Origin of the sequence: Xanthomonas sp. 3793, from assembly GCF_024806835.1 — a bacterium.
Taxonomy (GTDB): domain Bacteria; phylum Pseudomonadota; class Gammaproteobacteria; order Xanthomonadales; family Xanthomonadaceae; genus Xanthomonas; species Xanthomonas arboricola_F.
In genome coordinates this window covers 354,737-370,636 of record NZ_JANTYU010000002.1, presented here as the reverse complement: position 1 = coordinate 370,636, position 15,900 = coordinate 354,737, and the positions used below count along the sequence as shown (strand labels likewise).

Annotated in this window: 11 protein-coding genes and 1 other RNA gene; 2 read left to right on the top strand and 10 right to left on the bottom strand. The window is 66.2% G+C overall.

Annotated features, from left to right (window positions below):
• Positions 1-227: 227 nt before the first annotated feature.
• Positions 228-1,865: a glycoside hydrolase family 43 protein gene (locus FHY18_RS07890; RefSeq protein WP_259153973.1), complete on the top strand. Its 1,638-nt coding sequence runs from the start codon at positions 228-230 to the stop codon at positions 1,863-1,865.
• 48 nt (positions 1,866-1,913) lie between these two features.
• Here the strand turns inward: FHY18_RS07890 and FHY18_RS07885 are convergent, their stop codons facing one another.
• The 6 genes from FHY18_RS07885 to FHY18_RS07860 are packed head-to-tail and all read right to left on the bottom strand — an operon-like array spanning position 1,914 to position 7,330.
• Positions 1,914-3,869 (bottom strand): response regulator, encoded by a 1,956-nt coding sequence (locus FHY18_RS07885; protein ID WP_259153264.1) that lies wholly within the window; start codon positions 3,867-3,869, stop codon positions 1,914-1,916.
• On the bottom strand, positions 3,859-4,734 hold the full coding sequence (locus FHY18_RS07880) for an ATP-binding protein (RefSeq protein WP_259153263.1): 876 nt from the start codon (positions 4,732-4,734) through the stop codon (positions 3,859-3,861). Before FHY18_RS07880 ends, FHY18_RS07885 begins: the two co-directional genes overlap by 11 nt.
• Complete coding sequence (locus FHY18_RS07875; protein WP_259153262.1) at positions 4,731-5,741, bottom strand: ATP-binding protein; 1,011 nt, start codon at positions 5,739-5,741, stop codon at positions 4,731-4,733. Before FHY18_RS07875 ends, FHY18_RS07880 begins: the two co-directional genes overlap by 4 nt.
• Positions 5,732-6,127 (bottom strand): ATP-binding protein, encoded by a 396-nt coding sequence (locus FHY18_RS07870; protein WP_259153261.1) that lies wholly within the window; start codon positions 6,125-6,127, stop codon positions 5,732-5,734. The genes FHY18_RS07875 and FHY18_RS07870 overlap by 10 nt, the downstream gene beginning before the upstream one ends.
• Positions 6,124-6,486 carry an STAS domain-containing protein gene (locus FHY18_RS07865; protein ID WP_104611489.1) on the bottom strand — a complete coding sequence of 121 codons (363 nt, stop codon included), beginning with the start codon at positions 6,484-6,486 and terminating at the stop codon, positions 6,124-6,126. The genes FHY18_RS07870 and FHY18_RS07865 overlap by 4 nt, the downstream gene beginning before the upstream one ends.
• Position 6,487: 1 nt before the next feature.
• On the bottom strand, positions 6,488-7,330 hold the full coding sequence (locus FHY18_RS07860) for an STAS domain-containing protein (RefSeq protein ID WP_104611490.1): 843 nt from the start codon (positions 7,328-7,330) through the stop codon (positions 6,488-6,490).
• 676 nt (positions 7,331-8,006) lie between these two features.
• On the opposite strand from FHY18_RS07860, the gene FHY18_RS07855 reads away from it, so the two are divergent.
• Positions 8,007-9,107 carry an NADH:flavin oxidoreductase/NADH oxidase gene (locus FHY18_RS07855; RefSeq protein ID WP_259153260.1) on the top strand — a complete coding sequence of 367 codons (1,101 nt, stop codon included), beginning with the start codon at positions 8,007-8,009 and terminating at the stop codon, positions 9,105-9,107.
• Between the two features lie 192 nt (positions 9,108-9,299).
• Here FHY18_RS07855 and FHY18_RS07850 read toward each other — a convergent pair.
• From FHY18_RS07850 to FHY18_RS07835, 4 genes are all read right to left on the bottom strand, one after another.
• A non-coding RNA gene (locus tag FHY18_RS07850) (sX9 sRNA) lies at positions 9,300-9,374 on the bottom strand.
• 60 nt (positions 9,375-9,434) lie between these two features.
• Positions 9,435-11,759 (bottom strand): tetratricopeptide repeat protein, encoded by a 2,325-nt coding sequence (locus FHY18_RS07845; RefSeq protein WP_259153259.1) that lies wholly within the window; start codon positions 11,757-11,759, stop codon positions 9,435-9,437.
• Positions 11,760-11,783: 24 nt separating this feature from the next.
• Complete coding sequence (locus tag FHY18_RS07840; RefSeq protein WP_259153258.1) at positions 11,784-13,652, bottom strand: ATP-binding protein; 1,869 nt, start codon at positions 13,650-13,652, stop codon at positions 11,784-11,786.
• Between the two features lie 225 nt (positions 13,653-13,877).
• Complete coding sequence (locus tag FHY18_RS07835; RefSeq protein ID WP_259153971.1) at positions 13,878-15,233, bottom strand: helix-turn-helix transcriptional regulator; 1,356 nt, start codon at positions 15,231-15,233, stop codon at positions 13,878-13,880.
• Positions 15,234-15,900 lie beyond the last annotated feature (667 nt).

The following is a 15,900-nucleotide window of genomic DNA, read 5'->3' as shown; positions in this document are numbered from 1 at the left end:
GCGCCGCGCGCACGATATGTCAGCAATGTTGCAGCGAAGTGGCAGGCGCACCGATCCGCGCCCAGAGGCTGCGTTGCGCACAGCCATGCCAGCACGCGCCTGCGGCATGGCAAAACGTCATGCCGTGCCAGGCGCAGAGCTGTCATGCTGCCGCGAGGCTGGCGCCAGGCCAGTGGACGCGTATCGGGGAACCTGTCGTGAAACGAGTCGGATGGATACTGGGCCTGATGGCCGCCGTGAGTTGCCAGCTGGCCCATGCCGGCAGCGCGCTGATCACCCAGGTGGATTACCAGGGCGATGACGGCGGCGCGTTGCCGACCGAGACGCAGTACCGCAATCCGGTGCTGGCCGGGTTTTATCCGGACCCGTCCGCGGTCCGGGTCGGCGACGACTTCTATCTGGTCAACTCCACGTTCGGCTACTTTCCCGGCCTGCCGGTGTTCAAGAGCAGCGACCTGGTGCACTGGACCCAGATCGGCAATGCGATCGATCGCCCCGACCAGATCGACTACGGCCGCGACGAGCTGACCCGCGGCCTGTTCGCCGCCAGCATCAGCCACCACGACGGCACCTTCTACATTGCCAACACCTGTTTCTACTGCGACGGCGGCAACTTCCTGATCACCGCCACCGATCCGGCCGGTCCGTGGTCCGACCCGATCTGGCTCGACGCCAAGGGCATCGACCCGTCGCTGTTCTTCGACGACGACGGCAGCGCCTGGCTGGTCAACAACGACGTGCCGGCCGGCAAGCTGCGCTACGACGGACACCGCGCCATCTGGCTGCAGCAGCTGGATCTGACCCGCATGACGCTGGTCGGCACACGTCAGGTGATCGTGGACTCGGGCTTTCAACCGGCCACCAATCCCGAACATATCGAGGGCCCGCATCTATTCCGCCGCGACGGCTACTATTACCTCACCGCAGCCGAAGGCGGCACCGGCGAGCAGCATGCGCAGATGATCTACCGCAGCCGCCAGATCACCGGCCCCTACGAGCCCTGGAGCGGTAACCCGGTACTGACCCAGCGCGACCTGGACCCGAGCCGCAGCGCACCGATCACCTCGACCGGGCATGCACAGTTCGTCGAGCTCCAGGACGGCACGTGGTGGGCGGTGTTCCTGGGCACACGCCCGTATCAGGGCAACCACTACGCGCTTGGCCGCGAAACCTTTCTATTGCCGGTGCAATGGCGCGACGGCTGGCCGCAGGTATTGCCGCATGGCAGCGCCGTGCCGCCGATCGCCACGCGCTCCGCACTGCCTACCGGCACCCAGGCCCTGCCCACCAGCGGCCCGATGCAATGGAGCGAGCGCTTTCAACAGGCGCGCGTGCCGATGCAATGGATGACCTTCCACCCGCCTACCCAGCCGTGGTACCTGCCCGGCCCGCAGGGTCTGCGCATCACCCCCTCGCAGGTGGCGCTGGGCGATATCGGCCGCGGTCAACCCGCGTATCTGGGCCATCGCCTGCAGCATCACCACGCCACGCTGGCGGCCACTGTCGATGGCAGCGCGCTGGCAATCGGCGAGCAGGCAGGCCTTGCGATGGTGGCCAAGGAAAGCCACTTCCTGGCGGCCATGCTGGTGCGCGACGAGGCCGGCGCCGCTGTCGTGTTGTATCGCCGCGCAGGCCTGCAGGACCCCGGCACCGGCACCGTGCTGGCACGTGCGCCGCTGCCCGATGCGACCCAACCGGTGCAGCTGCGCTTTGCGCTGGACGGCGCGCGCGTGCATGTGGATTTCGCGGTAGGCAACGGTCAGTGGCAGACGCTGCTCGAACAGGGCGACGCCCTGCTGCTCAGCACCGAGACGGCCGGCGGTTTTCTGGGCGCCACGTTCGGGCCGTACGCGTACTCGCGTTGACTGCCGGCGCGCGTACACCGCACTGCCGGGCAATCGAACCAATGCTTCCTAAGCGCGCGCCAGCACGCTGCTGTCGAGCATCTGCCCGACGGTATTGAGCAAATCGTTGAGGCTGAAGGGCTTGGGCAGCAAGGCCATGCCGTCGGCCAGAAATTCCTGCCGTGTGACCGCGTTTTCGGCGTAGCCGGTGATGAACAGGATCGGCAGCCCCGGAAGCAGCGTACGCGCCACATCGGCCATGTCGCGCCCGTTCATGCCCGGCAGGCCGACATCGGACACCACCAGGTCGATCTGCAGATCGGTGCGCAACTGCTCCAGCGCGCCGATGGCGTCTTCGGCTTCGATCACCTGATATCCGGCGTCGCTGAGCACCTCGCTGACCATCATGCGCACCACGTCGGTGTCGTCCACCAGCAGGATGCGCGCGTTGCGCGCGCGTTGCGTCGTCGGCGACGGTGCCGGCGGCACCTCGCTCGCCGACAGCCCGCGCGGCAGCAGCAACGTCACCGTGGTGCCCTGGCCGATCTGGCTGGTGATGCGCGCGGTACCTCCGGACTGGCGTGCAAAGCCGTAGGTCATCGACAACCCCAGGCCGGTGCCTTCGCCGATGGGTTTGGTGGTGAAAAACGGCTCGAACACCTGATTGAGGATGGCCGGCTCGATGCCGCTGCCGTTGTCGATCACATTGACCGCGACATACTCTCCATCGTCCAGTTCCGGGTCGTTGAGCGCGACGTAGGCGGCGGTCTGCACGCAGATGGTGCCATGCCCGCGTAATGCATCGCGGGCATTGATCACCAGGTTGAGCACCACGTTCTCGAGCTGGTTGGCATCGGCAACCGCCACCAGCGAGGCATCGGCAAGCTCCAGCTCCAGGGCGATGTTCTCCCCGATCGAGCGTTGCAGCATGTCTTCCAGCGAGCGCACGCGCAGATTGACGTCGAACGGCTGCGCATCCAGCGATTGCTTGCGCGCAAACGCGAGCATGCGCTGGGTCAGCGCCGCTGCCCGATGCGCCGAGCCGGTGGCAATTTCGGCCAGGCGCGGCACGCGCTCGATGCGGTTGGATTCCACCGCCAGCTGGATCATGTCCAGGCCGGAAATGATGCTGGTCAGCAGGTTGTTGAAGTCGTGCGCGATGCCGCCGGTGAGCTTGCCCAGCGCTTCCATCTTTTGCGCCTGCAACAGCTGGATTTCGGTGCGCTGGCGCTCGGCGATCTGGTGCGCCAGCTCGGTGGTGGCGGTATCCAGTTCCTGACGCTGCTCGCGCTCGCGCAGGCGCCGCTCGGTGACGTCCTCCACCATCAGCAGGCCCAGGTCCGGCTCGCGGTACGGCGACACCCGCCATTCGGTTTCGCACAGCTTGCCATCGCGCAGGATCGACAGCGTGCCGCTCCAGCGCTCGCGCTGCGCCAGTGCGCCGGTCAGCGCCTGCACGGTGGCCGTCTGATCCAGCCCCGCAGCGTGGATCGCTTCACCCGGCGTGGCATCGCCGATCAGGCGCTGGAACGCCGCGTTGAGTTCATGCGTGTGCAAGGCGGCATCGACCACTGCGATCGGCGCGCTGATGTGCTCGAAGATCTCGCGGAAACGTGCCTCGCTGAGCCGCAACGCTTCTTCGGCATTGCGCGCGCGCAACAGCGTGCGCAGCGTGGCGACCAGCACGTTCGGATCCACCGGGTGGATCAGGTAGGCATCGGCGCCGGCATCAAGCCCGGTGATCATGTCGCCGGTGGCGATCGAAGCCGCCGACACGTGCACCACCGGCAGCAACGCAGTGCGCGGCTCGGCGCGCAGGCTGCGCACGATGTCGAAGCCGCTCATGTCAGGCAGATTGACGTCCAGCACCACCGCCGCGAACGCCTGCGCTGCCAGCTTGGCCAGGCCTTCGGTGCCGGTGCCGGCTTCCTCGACCACGAAGCGGTGGTGCTCGAGCACACGTCGCACCGAATAGCGCGTCACCGCGTTGTCGTCGACGACCAGAATGTGCTGCTTACTGCCCAAGTGCCTTCTCCGCTGCCAGGGTCACCGGCAGCACGACGAAAAATTCCGACCCCTGCCCCACCACGCTGTTGATGCCGACCCGCCCGCCCAGCAGTTCGGCGAACCGCTTGCAGATCGACAGGCCCAGGCCGGTGCCGGTCAGGCGCTTCTGCAGCGGCGAGTCCACCTGTACGAAATCCTCGAACAAGGTCTCGTGAAGTTCGGGCGCGATCCCGATGCCGGTGTCCTGCACGCTGAAGCGCACGTGGTCGTCGCCTTCCATCTGCGCCAGGACGCGCACATGGCCCTGCGGGGTGAACTTGAGCGCGTTGGAAATGAAGTTGCGCAGGATCTGGGCCAGCTTTTTGTCGTCGGTGTACAGCATCGGCAGCACCGGCGGGTCTTCGAAGATCAAGGTGGTGGTGCCCACGTCGGTGAGCGGGCGAAACATGCCGCGCAACGCCGCAAACAGGTCCATCAGGTCGAACCAGCCCGGCGAAATGGTGATGCGGCCGGCCTCGATCTTGGCCAGGTCCAGCAGGTCGTCCACCATCTCGGTGAGCTCGCGCGCCGATGCGCTGACAAAGCGCACCTGCTTGAGTTGCTCGTCGTTGAGCGGCCCGTCCATACCGTCTTCCAGCAGCCGGGTAATGCTCAGGATCGAGCCTAGCGGGGTACGGAACTCGTGGCTCATGTACGACAGGAAGCGGCTCTTGAGCTCGGATACCTCGCGCAGCTGTTCGGCCTGCTGGTCGAGTTCGGCGTACAACGCCAGGACGCCCTGGTTGGTTTCGTCCAACTCCTCGCGCAGCGCCTGGTTCTGCTCGCGCAGGCTCGCCAGTTCGCTCATCGGATCGCTGCCCGGTACTGCATCGGATGCGTTCATTGCATGGCTCCCAGGCGCATGACGAAGACGCAGGCATCGTCGCGGCCGCGCGCGTAATCGCGCAATAGCACGCCCGCAATGATGCGTGGATGGCGCGACAACAGCCCGGCGTGATCGCGCAGGTTCCAGCGCGTCTGCAGGCCGTCGCTATGCATGACCAGCAGCTTGCCCGACGCCTGCGGAAAATCGAACGGCTTGGCCCTGCGACACTGCACGCCGACGATGCCCGGATGCGAGGGCATGCCGCGCACACCATCGCCATCGCACAAGGCTGCGGCGACATTGCCGACGCCGGCAAAGCGCACGTGCCCGCTGCTGCCGTCGAACTGCATCACCGCGGCCGCGCCGCCCCGGCTGCCGGACATGCCGGCATGCAGCCGCAAGAGACGTTCGTCGGGTTCGCCGCTGGCAGCGGCCGCAGCGCGCGTGCCGGCATCGGCAGCATCGGCCGCGCCCGGACCGTGGCCCAGGCCATCGATCATGGTGACGGTGACGTGTTGCGCATCGATCGCCAGATGCCAGGCATCGCCGCAGACCGCTTCGCTGTGCAGCGGCAGCCGGATGGCGCCGTACGGCAGATCGGACGCGGCGCCTGCATCGGCATAGACCCGCGCCAGCACCATCGTACCGGCATGATCCGAATACGCATCCAGCAGCGCCGCCTGCCGTCGCACCGCGCCCAGACCATTGCCGGGCGTGCTGCCGGTGGAGTAGCCGTCGGGCAGGCAATCGGCGAGCACGAAGCCCGGGCCCTGGTCGAGCGCGCACAGCTCCACGCCGATGCCAGCGCTGCCGGCCACGCGGCAAAGCTGAATCTGCCCGCCGCCGCCATGGTTGAGCAGGTTGGTACACAGCTCGGTCGCGACCAGCGCAACGCGGCCGCAAGCGCCTTCGTCGAACCCATTGGCCTGCGCAAGCGCCACCGCATCGCGGCGCACCTGCCCCACCTGTGTCACTTCTTCGACGCGGATGACCTGGGTGAGTGCGCCGGCAACATTCACTTCCATTTAGTGATGGTGATGCGCGTGCCCTTGCCGGCCGCAGTGTCCAGCGTGAAATCGTCGACCAGACGCCGGCTGCCGGACAGGCCCAGCCCCAGCCCGCTACCGGAGGTCCAGCCATCGGTCAGCGCAAGATCCAGATTGGGGATGCCCGGGCCTTCGTCGCGGAAGGTCAGCTGCACGCCCTTGCGGATGCCGCTTTCCACCAGCGCCCAGTCCATGTCGCCGCCGCCGCCGTAGATCACGGTGTTGCGCGCCAGCTCGCTGGCCGCAGTGACCAGCTTGGTCTGGTCGACCAGACGCAGGCCGCACTGCACGACCAGCTTGCGCACGGTCTGTCGCGCCAGCACCACGTCCTGCTCGGTGCGGACCGGTTGCGAGCCGGTGGTCATGATGCGGTGTCGGGTTGCTGCAACAGCCGCATGCCGCGTTCGACGTCCAGCGCCGTGCGCACCGACGGCAAGGTCAACCCCAGTTCCACCAGGGTGATCGCCACCGCCGGTTGCATGCCCACCACCACGGTGCGGGCACCCATCAGCGTCGCCAGCCCGGAGATGGTGCTGATCATGCGGCCGATGAACGAGTCGACGATATCCAGTGCGGAGATGTCGATCAGCACGCCACGCGCGGAGGTGACGCTGATCTTTTCCGACAGGTCTTCCTGCAGCTGCAGCGCGAGCTGGTCGTGCATGTCCACCTGGATGGTGACCAGCAACAGGTTGCCCATCCGCAGGATCGGGATGCGCTCCATGTCAGAGCGCCTTGCTCACGGTCAGCCCGGTGCGCTTGAGCGCCAGCGCCAGTGCGTCGGCCAGGTTGGCCTTGGTCACGATGCCCTGCAGATCCAGCCCCAGATGGACGATGGTCTGCGCAATCTGCGGGCGCACGCCGCTGATGATGGCATCGGCGCCCATCAGCCGGATCGCGGTGACGGTCTTGAGCAAATGCTGCGCAACCAGCGTGTCCACGGTGGGCACGCCGGTGATGTCGATGATGGCGATCTCCGAGCCGGTATCGACGATGCGCTGCAGCAGCGACTCCATCACCACCTGGGTGCGTTGCGAATCCAGCGTGCCGATCATCGGCAGCGCCAGCACGCCGTCCCAGAGTTTGACCACCGGGGTGGACAGCTCCAGCATCTCTTCCTGCTGGCGCGCGATGATGTCTTCGCGGGTCTTCTGAAACGCCTTGACGGTGTACAGGCCCAGACGGTCCAGCAGCTCGGACAGCGCCCACAACTGCTGCGCGAGGTCTTCCGGAGTACTGGCGTATTCGCGCTGCACCAGCTCGAACAGCACGCGCTTGAGCGAGAAAATGAAGTTGGCGGTTTCCTGCGAATCGAAGCCGCGGGTGGCGCGGTCGCGCGACAGGTTTTCCAGGAAGCGACGGACCTCGCTCCACTCGGCGCTGTCCAGACTGCTGCCATCGTCCTTCAACGAGGCGGCCAGCAGCCGCAAAAAGTCCGCACCCTGGGCCTGCTGATCCTGCCGGGAGATACGCGCATCGTTGCCGAGGCCTGAGCCCAGCCACGCGGCCAACAACGCCGCTTCCTGGCCACGGATCGCGTCGATCGAGCGCTGCTGCAGTGCCACCATGAGATCACCCGCCAAAGAAATGAATAAAAGAAGCTGGCATGCGGGCTGGACTGCGCCTGGACCGACGCGGCGCCCCCACGCCGATGCGTAGGAGAGTAAAGCAATTCAGTTTCGGCAACCAGCAACCCAACCTGTAGCGGTCAGAGGACGTTGCCGCCCGCAGTTTGACATTGCAGCGCACGCACCGAACGTGCGCCGGGACACGTGGTGGGGAATGGGGAATGGGGAATGGGGAATGGGGAATCGGGAATCGGGTGTGGGGTATTGGGTGTGGGGTATTGGGTGTGGGGTATTGGGTGTGGGGTATTGGGTGTGGGCAGTTGTTGGTCGGGATTTCGCAGGCGGGGACTGCGCGCAAGTGATTGATTGCTGGCAGGTGCGCCGGCAACGGCGCATGCAGGTCTCTTGCACGCTGCATGCCGCGGCACTGCCATGGTCGCCACGCGTTGTCGCACCGGTCTTGCGTGCGCGACAAGGCGCATTGGAAAGCGTGCGCTGCGCACCTGCCCTTGCGCTTCTGCCCCCCCCACCACGCCGTCTTACTCAAGCAAGCGCCACCGGCCTCGACGGTGCGCGCGCCAGGCCGCTGCAACGCGGTGTGCCACCGGCAGTGTTTTGATACGGCCGCCGACGTGGTCTGATCGCCAACCAATTTTCCCAAGGTTCCCGCCCCGCCATGTCGTCGCTTTTTACGCCGTACCACCTCAAGGACGTCTCGCTGCGCAATCGCATCGCGATCCCGCCGATGTGCCAATACACTGCCGTCGACGGATTCAGCAACGACTGGCATCAGGTCCACTACGCCGGCATGGCGCGCGGTGGTGCCGGGCTGGTCATCGTCGAGGCGACCGGCGTGTCGCCCGAAGGGCGCATCACCCCAGGATGTCTGGGCCTGTGGAATGACGCGCAGGCCGAGGGGCTGGCCCGCATCGCCGCATCGATCAGCGCGGCAGGCGCGGTGCCCGGCATCCAGATCGGGCATGCCGGTCGCAAGGCCAGCGCCAACACACCGTGGGAAGGCGACGACCATATCGCCGATGGCGATGCGCGCGGCTGGGACACCCTGTCACCGTCCGCGGTCGCCTTCGGCGGCGGTCTTGGCAAACTGCCGCGCGAGATGACACTGGACGACATCGCCCGCGTGCGTGGCGATTTTGTCGCCGCCGCGCAGCGCGCGCGCGATGCCGGCTTCCAGTGGCTGGAACTGCATTTTGCCCATGGCTATCTGGCGCAGAGTTTCTTCTCGGTGCACGCCAACCACCGCCAGGATGGTTACGGTGGCAATGCCGAAGGCCGCGCGCGCTTTCTGCTGGAAACGCTGCAGGCCGTGCGTGCGGTGTGGCCGGAACATCTGCCGCTGACCGCACGCTTCGGTGTCATCGAGTTCGACGGCCGCGACGAACAAACCCTGGCCGAGGCGATCGACCTGACGCGCGAGTTCAAACGCAGCGGCCTGGATCTGTTGAACGTAAGCATGGGCTTCAGCACACCGAATGCGCAGATTCCATGGGGCCCGGCGCTGCTGGCACCGATCGCCGAACGCGTCAGCCGCGAGGCGCAATTGCCGGTCGCCTCGTCCTGGAACATCGACGACCCCATCGAGGCCAACCGCGTCGTCGCCGACGGGCAAATGGAGCTGGTGATGGTCGGACGCGCGCACCTGGCCAACCCGCATTGGCCGTACCAGGCGGCACTGGCACTGCAACAAGCGCGTCCGTCCTGGGTGCTGCCGCCGTCGTACGCGCATTGGCTGGAGCGGTACGGCAGTCGCAGCTGAGCGGACACGGACTGCAACGTTGCCGCGCGCGGCAACGTTGCGCTCAAGCAAGGACGGGCCCAGCCCACCACGATCGCTGCACGCGCGGGAACGAAGGCAGCCTGGTACTTCTCCGCAGACCGCACCGATGGCATGCGAAACAGCACGCCAATCGCCGTACCGATCGTTACGACGCCACGCCGCTCCAACAACGACTGACAAAAGTTGGCGAGTGGTCGTCAGCTGGCTGCGGACGGCGCAGAGCAACCGGATGTATGCGGGGTACATGCCGCACCGAGCAGCGGCCGCGCCCACCTGGCGGTGAGCGCAGTCGTTTTGCTCGCTGTTCTAGAGCCCGTAACGCTCCACCGCTTCCAGATGCGGACGCGTGTCCTGCTCGCAGGCTTCGGCCAGCCGCAGCCAGCACATCGGATGCGACCAGCGCGAGGTCGTGCATCGCAGCACGCGATGCAGTTCCTGCGGGGCGACGTTTTCAGGAAGCGCCACAGTGAACAACACGCCCGGCAGCCCGGATGTTGCATCCTCCGGATCGAACGCATCCGGATGATCCGGGTCGACCACGCGATAGTCGTCGCGACTGTGCAGCCACATCTTCCAGCCGCGCGTCTCCATGTCGGCACGCATCGCCTCGATCACCTCGTCGCCGGGATGCACGCCGTCCACCAGCCAGCTGCTGCCAAAACCGCCGGCTTGCAGCACATGCACCTGCGCATAGGTCGGCACGAAGCGCGCACGCTCGGCCTCGTCCTCCGGTGCCGGATACAACAGATCCGCATCGAACACCACCCAGTCGCCCACATGCTGACGGCGATGGGCCGGTGCGTTTTCGATGATGCGCGCGGTCACCGGGCCGGTGCGGCGCGCGTAGTACTCGGCAACGTCGCCATCGTCCACACACCGCACGATCACCCAGCCCCAGTCTTCTTCGACAACGCCACTGGCGCTGCTCAGTTCCATGCCGATCGCGGCAGCAGAGGTACGCACCGCATCCCAGTCCTGCGCGGCACTGGCGGCGGTCATGAGATCCCAATGCGCCGAGCGCGGCTCGTCCATCAGCGCGATCAGTTGGCGGTAGACATCGGCCGCCTCGGCAAAACGGCCGGTATTGAGGTACATGCGCGCCAGCAGCCCGCGCGCACCGTGCGAGCCTGGGGAGAGATCCAGCAGCGACGTGCATGCCTGCTCCAGCGCCGGCCAATCGGCCAACCGCTGCGCAAGCTGGGCCTCGCACCACAGCGCCGCCACCGGCACCTGCGGCCGATACAGCAACGCCAGCCGGCGCACGCCCGCGTCATCGCCCCGGGCCAGCAACAGATTCATCAGGCGGAAGGTGGGGCTGGTTTCGCGATCGGCATGCCGCTCCACGAAGGCCCACAGCAGCGCAATCGCCTGCTCGTCCGCCGCGCAGGCACTCAATGCGGACGCCGCGGTATCGACCAACTCGGCATCGTCCGGACGCTCGGCCACCGCCTGCAGCAACCATTGCGCTTCGCGCTCGGGATTGCGCACCACATCGTCGCCCTGCGCGTTCAACCATTCCAGCAACTGTGCGGCAGCGACCGGTGCATCCTCGCCCGCCGATGCGGATGCGATGCGCGCAGCCCAACCGTCCAGCGCCTGCGTGGCGCCACGGTCCTGCCGCAACTTGGACACATGCGCACGCGCCAGCGCCAGATGCCGGCGTGCCGTCCACACCGCACCGCGCTGCAGCGCCAGATCGATCGCGAGCTCGGCAGCCTCGATCAGGATGCGATGCGCACCGACCTGCGCGTAATGATCCAGCATGACCTGCAGGCGGCTGCCCAGGTCCCAGGTATTGCGCTCGGGTGCGCGCGAGGCCAGCACCGCCACCGCGCGCAACCAGTGCAGGCGATAGCGCGGCGCCACCTCGCGCCACGGCAGCAACGCATCCATGGCTTCTTCGTCGCGTTGCAACAGCGCCAGCGCGCGCGCCTTCTGCAGGCGGCGCGGCTGACTGCAGTTGGCCCACTCCGCACCCTCGCGTGCGGCCTCGGCTTCGCGCTGTTCGATCAGCGCCAGGGCATCGGTTGCCCGCCCCAGCGACAGCAGGATCGAGATCCGCATGTCCGGCACACCGTCGTAGATCTGGCCGCCGTGCGCCACGATGGTCTGCGACTGCTGCTCCAGATAGCTCAGCGCGGCGTCGCCGCGACCATCGTCGAGCAAGGCATCGGCCTTTTCGCAGCTCAGGCATTGGTAGCACGACCAACTCGGATCGATGCGGCCCAGGGTTTCATCGCAGACCTCGATGCGCTCTTCCACCCAGCCTGGGCCATCGATATTGGCGTAGCAGGCGGCCAGATCCTGGGTGACGCACACCGATTGCGGGCACTCCACCGCATCGGCACGGTGCGCGCGCTCGAACAGCGCCACCGCATCGCCCAGCGCGCGCTCGCCTTCGCACAGATTGCCGACCCGGTTGCGCATTTCCCAATGGCCGACGAACACTTCCAGCCAGGGGTTGGCCAGCGTCTTGCCCAGCGCGCGCGCCTCGGGCAGCAGCGCTTCGGCACGTTCGATCTGCAGATCGCAGATATGGTCGGTCAGGCGCGTCAGCAGCTGCGCGTTCTGCGGCTGCCCGGCTTCGCCCAGATCGTCCTGCAGTTTTTCAACCCAGTTCCAGATTTCCATTACGTTGTTCCTTGAATGCAGCGCTCAGCGCGCCAGCAATTGGGTCACGGCGTCGGCAAAATCGCCGAACGCCTTGTTGAGATCCGAACCGCCCGACTCGGCGCCGCCGGCCTGCGGCTGCGCGCGCCCCTGCGCAGACACGATCACCTTGAGCGAGCGCAGCAAGCGTGCAGCGACCGCGGCTTGCGGGTTGCCCGCACGCTGTGCGGCCAGCAATGCCTGCAGTGCAGGATTGTCGAGGTTGAGATACAGCCGCTGGGTCTGACGCGCTTCGATACGCGCGGTGAACTGCCGCGCCAGCCGCAGCGCTGCAGTGGACACCCGCTTGTCGTTGTCGTCCTGCTCCAGCCGACGCTTGAGTTCGGCCTCGCGGTCGGGCACCACCACCAGCGGCAGTTCTTCGGGGCTGAACCGCGCCGGCACCAGTGCCTCGCCATCGCCCAGATGCTGCTCCAGCCACGCCAGTTCGTCGGCCGGCAGGGTGTCGAGATGGAACAACTGGCGGTTGCCGTGCTCGGTGCCCAGCTCCACCAGGCGCACGCCCTTGGCCTGCGCCCAGCGACGCAGGAACGGCACCACCGCGTAGCGGTTTCCGTAAGCGACCGGCACGCCCATCGCGCGGAACAGCATTTCTTCGAAACCGCTGTCGCTATCCAGGATCACATGCACCGCGCCACGCGCCGGCAACTGCTGCGCCGGCAAGTCGCCCTGCGAGGTCGGCACGCGCACATGTTCCAACAGCAGGTCGAACAGGCGCTCATCGCACAGCGCCGCGCCCAGCAAGGCTTCGTTATGCCGCAGCAGGATGCGGCGCCACGCTTCGGGCTGTTGCCGCGCCACGTCCGCCAGGCCCTGCACCAGCGCTTCGGACAAGGCGTGCTGCACCGAGCTGTACACCGCATCGCGCTGCAGATCCTCGCGGCTCGCGGTCGGCGTCAACCGGTTGGATTCGATCACCCCGCCGATGAAACCCGCCCACGGCGGCAACAACTCGCGCGCATTGTCGTCCAGCAACATGCCGCGCAGGAACACCGATAGATTGCGGTTATCGCTGGTGCCGTAGGTGGCGCCGTCCTGCACCCACAACAGGCCGACCGCATCGCTGCCGTCGGCGGCACGCACCGGCATGCAGCACAGCGGCTCGAAATTCCGTTCGAAGCGCGCCGCAAACTCGCGCTGCCGACGCCATGCCTGCACCGGATGCAACGGCACCGCATCGTCCATGCGCCACGGCGGCGGCTCGGGATTGATCGGCTGCGCATCGGCACCGACCCGGATCGGCTCGCGCAACAACGCGCAGTAGCGCGACAGGATCTCGTGCAGGCGCGCGTCCTGCGCCAACGCCAGATATTGATCGTGCAGCTCCAGCACCACCTCGGTGCCGACCTGCGCACGCGCCGGGATCGGGCTGACCGTGTATTGCTCGGCATTGCTGGAGATGTAGCAATGGGCCAGTGTCGGATTCTGGTACGAGGCGGTACGCACGGTGACGCGTCGCGCCAGCACGAATGCCGACAAAAACCCCAACCCGAACATCCCGATCAGACCGCTGTCTTCGTGCCCTCCCTGACGCAGCCCACGGGTGTACCCCACACCAACGGTGGCCAGAAAATCGTGGATTTCCTGCTGGGTGAGCCCGGCACCGGTATCGGTGATGCGCACGATGCCCTGGGCGGGATCGGCATAGACATGAATGCACGATTCGCCTTGCCAATCGGGCTGTTCCAGGCGGCGTCGCAGGATCGAGTCGTGCGCGTTCTGCACCAGCTCGCGCAGGGCGACCACTGGAGTGGAATACAGATGTTTGCTGAGGACGGACATCAGTCCGTTGAGATCGACGCCGGCGCGGCGGATCTGTGAGGCGTCCGTCGCCTCGGAGATGTGATCTTGCATGATCGTCGTCGTTTCCTTGGCGGCCACGCCCATCCTCGGACGCGCCTCCTGGGTGGCAGTGCGAGCCGGCAAGGATAGCCGCAAGCCATCCTGCACGCACGTCTCACTTTGGCTCCTGCGCTGGCGCGTATACAGGCGCATACGCGCAGCGGACTGCGCCTGACATGTGCCGTCGGAAACGATGCGCCACCGCCCGGCATGCATGCCGGGCGGTGGCGCTGTCGACTAGCGTTGCAGGGTTTCCATCGGTGCCTCGTTGAAATGCTGGCGGTACCCTTTGGCCAGCGCTGAACGGCTGCCAACGCCCCAGCGGCTGGCCGCCTGCAACACGCTGCCGCAGCCGCCTTCGGCCAGCAACTCGTCGCGGATGCTCTGCATGCGGTAACGCCGCAGCACCTGGGTCGGCGACAGCCCTGTGGCCGACTTGAATGCCTGCTGCAACGCGCGCCCGGTCACGCCGATCTGCGCAGCCACTTCGTTGATCGACAGGTCCGAACGGTGCGCATTGGTGATCATGTACCCGTAGGCACGGCGGTACTTGGCCGGCAGGCGCGCGGAGATATCGTCGCTGACGTGCGCCGGGGTGCCGCTTTCCAGCAGACGCGGTGCCTGCACTTCGCTGCGCAGGCATTGCACGGCGCCCAATGCGTAGCGGTTGTACAGCAGCAAGGCCTGCTCGGTACGGCCCAGCGCCTGGCTGATCTTGGCCTGGCAGTACTCGAACTCCAGGTTCCAGCGCGGCGCATGATGCCGGCCGGCACCGGCCAGGGCACGCTCGGCCAGATCGGCGCGACCGACCGCCAGTGCAGCCAGCGCCAGCTCCACCTGCGCATCCTGGCGCGCGCACGGCGGGCAACCGGTTGCCGCGGCCGGCAGCGCATCGATCTGCGCGTCGAACCCGAAGGTGTCGCCGCCAGCGATCCGCAACAGGTTGCGCACATGCCGCATGCGCTGCGCCAGTACCGGCATGCTTTCGGCCAGATCGGCGATGCAGGCACGCAGTTCGCTGGGCTCGAACGCATGCGCGGCATCTTCCTGGCGCAGCGTAGCCTGCCAGAAGACATGGTCGCTCATGCGGTCGGCGCGACGGATACGCAGCTGCGCAATCATGTCCAGACGCAGCGCGGTGGCGATGCGCAGCCAGTCGGAGGCGCCGGTTTCCAGCTCGGATAGCGCTTCACGCGCACGTTCCAGCGTCTGCAGGGCCAGGGTGCTCTGGCCGAGGTGAAAGTGGGTCAGCGCCTTGCCCAGCAGACCTTCGCCACACAGGCAGGCCGGCGTGTCGCGGTCCATCGCAAGCTGCGCAAAGCAGTTCAGCGCCGCGCTCAAACGCCGCTGGCTCAGCATCAGCCAGGCGGTATTGCGGCACGACAACAGCCGAAGCTGCCGCTGATGGCCGCGCATTGCCTTCAATGCGTGGCGGTAGGCGTCTTCGGCTTCTTCCTGGTATTCGAGAATCAGCAAGGCATCGCCGCTGGCTCCCAGCAGGCTGACCTCGTCGTCGGGGCCGTCCGGTGTTGCCTGGCCATCGCGACGTTGTTGAAGATGTTGCAGACCTTGCGGCCAGGCACCAACCAGCATCCTGCTTGTATAGGTAGGAAGACGATCTGCGTAAGACAACGCAGAAATCGCTGCGAAGTAGGTTGAAAGGATCATGCCGGGCTCTCTCTGAGGGGGACGAGCAAAAAACAAACAATGCGCCGGTCTGGCTGGCGCAAACGATTGTATGCAGCGGATCCAATGGAAATTCTCACCTGCGCACACCGCAAAAATCAAAAAACCTCACTCTGTCTTCCAGCGCGTCCGCCGTGCGTTTTGCATATGCGGGATTCTTTTTTGCAAAGCGCACGTAGTGTCCAGCGATGGACATTACTTAACGCCTGGACGCTGGTTGCGGTTGCGGCACGACCAGGCAACGCGGTGCCTTCGCGCAACATCTGCCAACGCACGCGTTGATCGCAGATTTTTGGGTGTTTGCTCCGATTGCTGCGCGAGCGCTGGACGGGACGTGGCCACGTTGCTGCACACACGTCCCGCTCATAACCAAAGTAACTTTTGTGTTACCTGCTCGCCGGACCTATTCCTTGCGGAGGCAGCATTCGTCGTAATCGCAATACCTTGGTCTAGACCTTTCCAACCAATTTCTGCGTATCGCCCGGACAGACATGTCCGGGCAATACGCCAAGGATATGCGTGGATGCGCGCCCGCATGCCCAAGACGTAAGAGCTGCGTTGCGTATAGATGAGC

Coding starts and splice junctions, on each gene's coding strand:
- FHY18_RS07875 (WP_259153262.1), bottom strand. CDS start 5,741: ATGGAAGTGAATGTTGCCGGCGCACTCACCCAGGTCATCCGCGTCGAA.
- FHY18_RS07835 (WP_259153971.1), bottom strand. CDS start 15,233: ATGCTGGTTGGTGCCTGGCCGCAAGGTCTGCAACATCTTCAACAACGT.
- FHY18_RS07845 (WP_259153259.1), bottom strand. CDS start 11,759: ATGGAAATCTGGAACTGGGTTGAAAAACTGCAGGACGATCTGGGCGAA.
- FHY18_RS07840 (WP_259153258.1), bottom strand. CDS start 13,652: ATGCAAGATCACATCTCCGAGGCGACGGACGCCTCACAGATCCGCCGC.
- FHY18_RS07865 (WP_104611489.1), bottom strand. CDS start 6,486: ATGGAGCGCATCCCGATCCTGCGGATGGGCAACCTGTTGCTGGTCACC.
- FHY18_RS07860 (WP_104611490.1), bottom strand. CDS start 7,330: ATGGTGGCACTGCAGCAGCGCTCGATCGACGCGATCCGTGGCCAGGAA.
- FHY18_RS07890 (WP_259153973.1), top strand. CDS start 228: ATGGCCGCCGTGAGTTGCCAGCTGGCCCATGCCGGCAGCGCGCTGATC.
- FHY18_RS07855 (WP_259153260.1), top strand. CDS start 8,007: ATGTCGTCGCTTTTTACGCCGTACCACCTCAAGGACGTCTCGCTGCGC.
- FHY18_RS07880 (WP_259153263.1), bottom strand. CDS start 4,734: ATGAACGCATCCGATGCAGTACCGGGCAGCGATCCGATGAGCGAACTG.
- FHY18_RS07870 (WP_259153261.1), bottom strand. CDS start 6,127: ATGACCACCGGCTCGCAACCGGTCCGCACCGAGCAGGACGTGGTGCTG.